Origin of the sequence: Mycobacterium sp. (assembly GCF_019243155.1) — a bacterium.
Taxonomy (GTDB): domain Bacteria; phylum Actinomycetota; class Actinomycetes; order Mycobacteriales; family Mycobacteriaceae; genus Mycobacterium.
Window position 1 is genome coordinate 1 of record NZ_JAFAUS010000182.1, and the last position, 5,819, is coordinate 5,819.

The 5,819-nt window shown below is 66.3% G+C and carries 5 protein-coding genes and 2 pseudogenes; 1 reads left to right on the top strand and 6 read right to left on the bottom strand.

The window, feature by feature from the left end; genetic code table 11:
- Positions 1–1,122, top strand: a pseudogene (locus tag JOZ00_RS08865) (protein adenylyltransferase SelO family protein); the annotation flags it as partial.
- A gap of 2 nt (positions 1,123–1,124) precedes the next feature.
- On the opposite strand, the gene JOZ00_RS08870 reads toward JOZ00_RS08865, so the two are convergent.
- From JOZ00_RS08870 to JOZ00_RS08895, 6 genes and pseudogenes are all read right to left on the bottom strand, one after another.
- Positions 1,125–1,952: an LLM class F420-dependent oxidoreductase gene (locus tag JOZ00_RS08870; protein WP_293342613.1), complete on the bottom strand. Its 828-nt coding sequence runs from the start codon at positions 1,950–1,952 to the stop codon at positions 1,125–1,127.
- 59 nt (positions 1,953–2,011) lie between these two features.
- Positions 2,012–2,346: pseudogene (locus JOZ00_RS08875) on the bottom strand (adenylate/guanylate cyclase domain-containing protein); the annotation flags it as partial.
- 21 nt (positions 2,347–2,367) lie between these two features.
- On the bottom strand, positions 2,368–2,769 hold the full coding sequence (locus tag JOZ00_RS08880) for a DUF4267 domain-containing protein (RefSeq protein WP_293342616.1): 402 nt from the start codon (positions 2,767–2,769) through the stop codon (positions 2,368–2,370).
- A gap of 57 nt (positions 2,770–2,826) precedes the next feature.
- The gene (locus JOZ00_RS08885) at positions 2,827–3,078 is read right to left on the bottom strand and encodes a hypothetical protein (RefSeq protein WP_293342619.1); all 252 of its coding nucleotides are present in this window, start codon (positions 3,076–3,078) and stop codon (positions 2,827–2,829) included.
- Between the two features lie 14 nt (positions 3,079–3,092).
- Positions 3,093–5,279, bottom strand: a complete 2,187-nt coding sequence (locus JOZ00_RS08890) for an acyltransferase family protein (RefSeq protein ID WP_293342622.1) — start codon at positions 5,277–5,279, stop codon at positions 3,093–3,095.
- A 288-nt stretch (positions 5,280–5,567) separates the two neighbouring features.
- A partial coding sequence (locus JOZ00_RS08895) for a DUF732 domain-containing protein (protein WP_293342625.1) occupies positions 5,568–5,819 on the bottom strand: 252 nt, incomplete at its 5' end.

Genomic DNA, 5,819 nt, shown 5'->3' on the forward strand with positions numbered 1-5,819 from the left:
GGGCTCCGGCCAAACACCGTTCGCGCGAGGCGGCGACGGACTGGCCGCCGTGGGCCCGATGCTGCGCGAATACATCATCAGCGAGGCGATGCACGCCTTGGACGTGCCGACGACGCGGTCGCTGGCCGTCGTGAGCACCGGGCGCCCGGTGCAGCGCGAGACCGAGCTGCCGGGCGCGGTGCTCACCCGCGTCGCCAGCAGTCACCTGCGGGTGGGCACCTTCCAATACGCGGCCTCCACCGGCGACGGGGACCTGCTGCAGCGGCTCGCCGACCACGCGATCGCGCGCCACCATCCCGACGCCGCGACGGCCGATCGCCCCTACCTGGCGCTGTTCGAGGCAGTCGTCGCTGCGCAGGCGTCATTGATCGCTCGCTGGATGCTGATCGGGTTCGTCCACGGGGTGATGAACACCGACAACATGACGATCTCTGGCGAAACGATCGACTACGGGCCATGCGCTTTCATGGAGGCCTACGACCCCGACACCGTCTTCAGTTCGATCGATTTCTGGGGACGTTATGCCTTCGGCAACCAACCCGTGGTCGCGGGCTGGAACCTTGCGCGCTTCGCGGAGACGCTTCTCTCACTGCTGTCGGACAACGTCGAGGAGGCGATTGCTCTGGCCGAGGGGGCGTTCGGCATCTTCTCGACCCGATACGACGCCGTGTGGTCATCGGGGATGCGCGCCAAACTGGGTTTGGCCGCCGACGTCGACGCCGAGTTCGGCGCGGCGCTAATCGACGAACTCCTCGGGCTGCTCAAGCAGAGCCGCGTCGACTACACGTCGTTCTTCCGCCACCTCGGCGCGGCCGCGCGGGGGGTGACACCGAAGGCGCACGCGGATTGTTCGCCGACCTCGCCGGCTTCGACGCGTGGCTGGCGCGCTGGCAATCTCTACGGCCCGACGCCGACGTCATGGACCGCGTCAACCCGATCTACATTCCCCGCAACCATCTGGTCGAGGAGGCGCTGGGCGCCGCGACCGCGGGTGACCTCGCTCCGCTGGAGCGGCTCCTCGAAGCCGTGCGTGTACCGTACGACGAACGACCGGGATTCGAGCGTTACGCCAGCCCGGCGCCCGACGATTTCGGAAACTACCAAACCTTTTGTGGCACTTGAGTTTACGCTAGCTTGGCGACCTCGGCCTGCAACTCATCCAGCCGGCGCAGTGTCTCGTCGCGGGGTTCGGTCGGCAGGTCCACCAAGAGGTGGTCCAACGCCAACTCGCGGTAGCCCTCGAGCTCTTTGGCCGTCGGCTCGCCACCGTGGAAGTTGATCACCGGCACGTCATGGTCGGTGGCGTCGCGCAGTTGCTCGAGCTGACCCGCCAGAGCTTCCGCGGACGGCGTCATCGCGAGCCAGCCCGCGTTGAGCCGGGCGATCCGCTTGAAACCGGCCGGTCCCCCGCCGAGATACAGCGGCGGATACGGCTTCTGCAGCGGCTTGGGCCAACTGTAGATCGGATCGAAATCCACGAATTTCCCGTGGAATTCCGCCTTTTCCTTTGTCCAGATCTCGATCATCGCATCCAGTCGCTCGTCAACGACGCGTCCGCGGACCGAGGGATCGACACCGTGGTTGGCGATCTCCTCTCGCAACCAGCCCACACCCACTCCGAAACGCAATCGCCCCTGCGACACCAAGTCGAGCGACGCGACTTCCTTGGCCGTGTGGATGGGATCGCGCTGCACGACCAGCGCGATCCCGGTGCCCAGCACCAGCTTCTCCGTCGCGACGGCCGCCGCCGTCAGCGCGACGAACGGGTCCAGTGTGCGGTAGTACTTCGGCGGAATCGGGCCGCCGCCCGGGTAGGGGGTCTTCGCGTCGACCGGGATGTGGGAGTGCTCGGCCAAAAACAGCGACTCGAAGCCGCGCTGCTCGAGCGCCGCGCCCAGTTCGACGGGGCCGATGCCGTCGTCGGTAACGAATGTCAGGACACCGATATGCATGAGTCCAGTCAACAGGATTGGGCGTTGCCTGTCAGCGCCTAGTTCTCAGGGCCCGCGGCTCAACTGCGGTCGGTGACGAGAACCAAGCGCGCCATCCCGCGGATGATCCACGGTGTGTCCGCTTGACCATGATCGCCATGGCTCGATCTGACCGGCGCATCGTATCCCGGGGCCCGGGCGTCGGCGCGGCCGCGAGATCCGCTTCGCGCGACCCCGTGCGCGCGCCGTGCCTGTCGACCGCCACCAGCTCCCAGATGCCCGTGACGCCGCGCAACTCGACGACGCCGCGGTCCCGGAAAGCGATGCCGGAGCCGACGACCAGATCGCGGACGGTACGGGACACCAGGATTTCGCCCGCGCCGGCCTGGCCGAGGATTCGCGCCGCGAGCAAATGCCGGCGGATTCGCTCAGCCCGCTACTGCTCTATTGCAGCCGTTTCGCCCGCTCGGGTGGTCCGTCGCGCCGCACCCCAAAGGCCGACGCCGATGCCGACGACCGCGCCGCCCAGCCCGATGAGCCGTTGGGCCGGCTTCAACTCGTCGTGCACACTCAACCCCCCGAGCAGGTCGGCAGCGTCGGCTCCGCCGGACGCCAGGAACCAGCCGCGGGTGTTCTTGCCGCGCAGCGCGGCCGCCATGAGCAGCCCGCCGATCAACGCGTCGCGATACCCCATCGAGCGCAGGAGCAACTGCGCGGTCGGCGTCGGCTCTTCCGGGTCGCCCCATAATCGGTTCGCGCGCAAGGGATCGACGAGAAACGAGACGCCAGAGGTAAGTCGGATGCTGCCCGCGAGAAGTGCGGCCCGGTCGATTGACATGGTCGTTCAGCCTAGGAGCAAACCGGTCCGTTGCGCACCGGTTAGCCCAACAATCGATCATGGCGCCGGGCATGCCTGGGCGATTTGTATCGAGGCGGGCCACAACAGCGTGGTCAACCCGAAGGCCGCGGCGTCGGCGCCGGCGGGCATCACGGTTTCGATCCGGGATTGAATCCGTTGCGTCTGCTCGGTGTGGAAGAGAGTCCAGACGAACCCGATGCACAAATACGGAATCGCAAGCCACACAGCCAGTTCGAGCAGCGCACCGATGCTGACCCGGTGCTGCAGAATGCGTCGAAGAGGAATCATCACGCCACCGTGAGTCATCCTGTCACAAGCGCACGGTCAGCCAGCGCACCCATGACCGGTGCCAACAGCCGCGCATATTCGAATGTCAGATGGTTGGCGTCGTGGAACACGATGGTGTTGCCGACAATCACCGGGCAGCGTTTCGTGGTGCAGAACAGCTCAGTCAAGTCGGCGTACTGTCCTCCCCCGGATTTGGTGGCAGCGGCTTCAGCCGCCATGCCGAGTTCGTTCATCGCCGTCAATGTTGGCTGCGCGCACGCCGTCGCATCGTCGAGATGACCGGACAGACACGTCGGCACTTCCTCGTGCGGATCCGGAGCCGGCCCGAGCACCAGCACCTTCGCACCGGTCCCGCCGAGCTGCTGCACCAGTCGGGTCAGCCCGCCGAGCCACGCCGGATCGTATGACGTGACACCGGACGGGAAGTCATAGCGGGCACCGTATTTGCGCCACAGGCTTAGCACGATCAGACTCGGGTGCTCGCTGCGAAGCCGGGCGAGCACCAGATCGCGCCACCTGTCACACTCGGCGAATTCCCGGCGCAGGAAGGGGTTGATGATCGGCAGGTCCAGCATGGGACAGCCGCCCTTGGTCAGGGTCTCCAACCTCCAGTGCTGCTGATCGGCGAGCTGCCAGAAACCCGGGATCCACATCGCGGCGGTCGAATCGCCAACCAGGGCCACCCTGGTTTTCGAGGCTGTGTCGCCCGCTACGCACTCCGGCTGGTCGGCGTCCAAGAAATTACGCATGCAGCCTTTGAAGTATGCGAGCGGCCTTTCGGCTGCCGCGGCCGCAATCGACGGATTGACGTTGGACGGCACGGCCCCCAGATCGGCGGACGCCGCGACCGCCGCCTGCACTTGCCCGAACGCCGATTGCACCTCGGCGTCGTAGCGGTCGAGCGAGTCATCCCCCGGCAAAGGCGCGACCGTGACAGTCAGCGCCGAAACCGGCGCACCACGGCCGACGGGGGCTGGAATCGATACGAGTAGCCCAGCGCCCACACAAACCGCCAACGCGGTCGAGACACCGCCGAGGACAAGGCTGCCGAGCGAAGACCGGCGTACCGGCGCGGCGAAGCGGAGGGGATTTTCGATGAAACGCAATGTCAAAGCGGCAAAGGCGCAGGAAACAGCGGCAGTTGCCAGCCTGCCCGCCAGCCCGAGCGGGTGGCCCAGCAGCGGCGGCGCGAGGAGCAGCACCGGCCAGTGCCACAGGTACCAGGCATAGGAGACCCGACCGATGGCTCGCATCGGGCGCACAGCCAGGAGGCTTCCACACCCTAGAGAAGGAGCGCGGCAGCCCGCGCCGATCACCAGCGCCGTGCCGATGACCGGAAGGAGCGCGGCAATACCCGGATAGGGGGTGGTCACGTTCAACGCCGTGCAGCCCAGGAGGACCACCGCAAGTCCTGCCCACCCCGTGATCACCGCCGCCCATACGGGTAGCCGGCGCCACTGAGTGGCCGTGAGGGCCACCAGTCCGCCGACGGCCAACTCCCAAGCCCGGGTGGGCAGCGAAAAGAATGCGACCGAAGGCACCCAGGGAGTGGCGATCAGAGAAGCCGCAAACGACGCAGCCCCGACCAGGGCCAGGACCACTACGTACGGACGCTCCGTCGGCGACGCGGCGGGAGATCCTGCGCGCCGGGGCCTGCGCCGTAAGAGCCAGGCGGTGCCAATGATCACGGCAGGCCAGAGAAAGTAGAACTGCTCCTCAACACCGAGGGACCAGTAATGCTGGAACGGCGATGGCGGCGAGTAGGCAAGCTGGTAGTCGACACCGTGCATCACGAACCAGTAGTTGCTGACGTACAGCGCGCTGGCGATGCCGTCAACGATGACGTCCTTCGCCTGCAACGTGGGTAGCAGGATCGCCGATGCGATGGCGGTAACAATGCCGACCGTGGCCGATGCCGGCAGCAATCTGCGAGCCCGTGCCCCGTAGAACCGCCCCAGCCGGACGGTGCCGGCGGAGCTGACTTCGCGAAAGAGCATGCCGGTGATCAGGAAGCCGGAAATGACGAAGAAGACGTCAACGCCGATAAAACCGCCACCTACACCCGGCAAACCGGCGTGGAAGAGGACGACGGCCAAGAACGCGACGGCACGCAGCCCCTCGATGTCGCGGCGAAATATTGAGCGCGATGGCTGGGAGTCTTGCCCGCCTGTAACGGGCGCAATGCTTTCAGTCTGCGACATGGTCACCAACTCGGTGCGACGTCGCGTGCTGCGGTGCTACAAGCTGGCTGCCCCGAAAAGGTCGCCGGGTACTTGGTCGGTCCTGAAACTCGCGCAAGCGACAGCTGTATGCCGATGGCTTCGCCAATTACAGTCCGCTCCTTCGTGACCTCCTACTTCCCAACTCGCACGGACTATAGCGACGTTCTGGGCAACGCGTGGTTGATCGGACCAAACGCGTGGGTGATCACGCTAGCTGAAAGTGGCTTCCCGTTTACTTCCGGGCCACTTCTTCGGAGTACCTGGTGACTAGGCAGCCGGTGGTGGCGGCGCTGGCGGTGGCGGCTCGGGGTAGAGGCCGTTCGGCCCCACACCGGGCGACGGCGTCGCCGGTGCCGCCGGTGCCGCCGGTGGCTGCGTGGCACCGGCTTGCCCCATGTGCTCGGGGCAGTAGACCCCCGCCGCGATCATCGTGAACTTTGCCGCACCGTCGACCGTGAAGCCGGAATTGGCCGAGGACACCTGCTTGATGACATCGACTTGGGGAGTGCCCTGATTCAT

Bases quoted from the DNA above. Each gene is read 5' to 3' on its own strand.
- JOZ00_RS08870 (WP_293342613.1), bottom strand. From the start codon at position 1,952: ATGCATATCGGTGTCCTGACATTCGTTACCGACGACGGCATCGGCCCC.
- JOZ00_RS08880 (WP_293342616.1), bottom strand. From the start codon at position 2,769: ATGTCAATCGACCGGGCCGCACTTCTCGCGGGCAGCATCCGACTTACC.
- JOZ00_RS08885 (WP_293342619.1), bottom strand. From the start codon at position 3,078: ATGATTCCTCTTCGACGCATTCTGCAGCACCGGGTCAGCATCGGTGCG.
- JOZ00_RS08890 (WP_293342622.1), bottom strand. From the start codon at position 5,279: ATGTCGCAGACTGAAAGCATTGCGCCCGTTACAGGCGGGCAAGACTCC.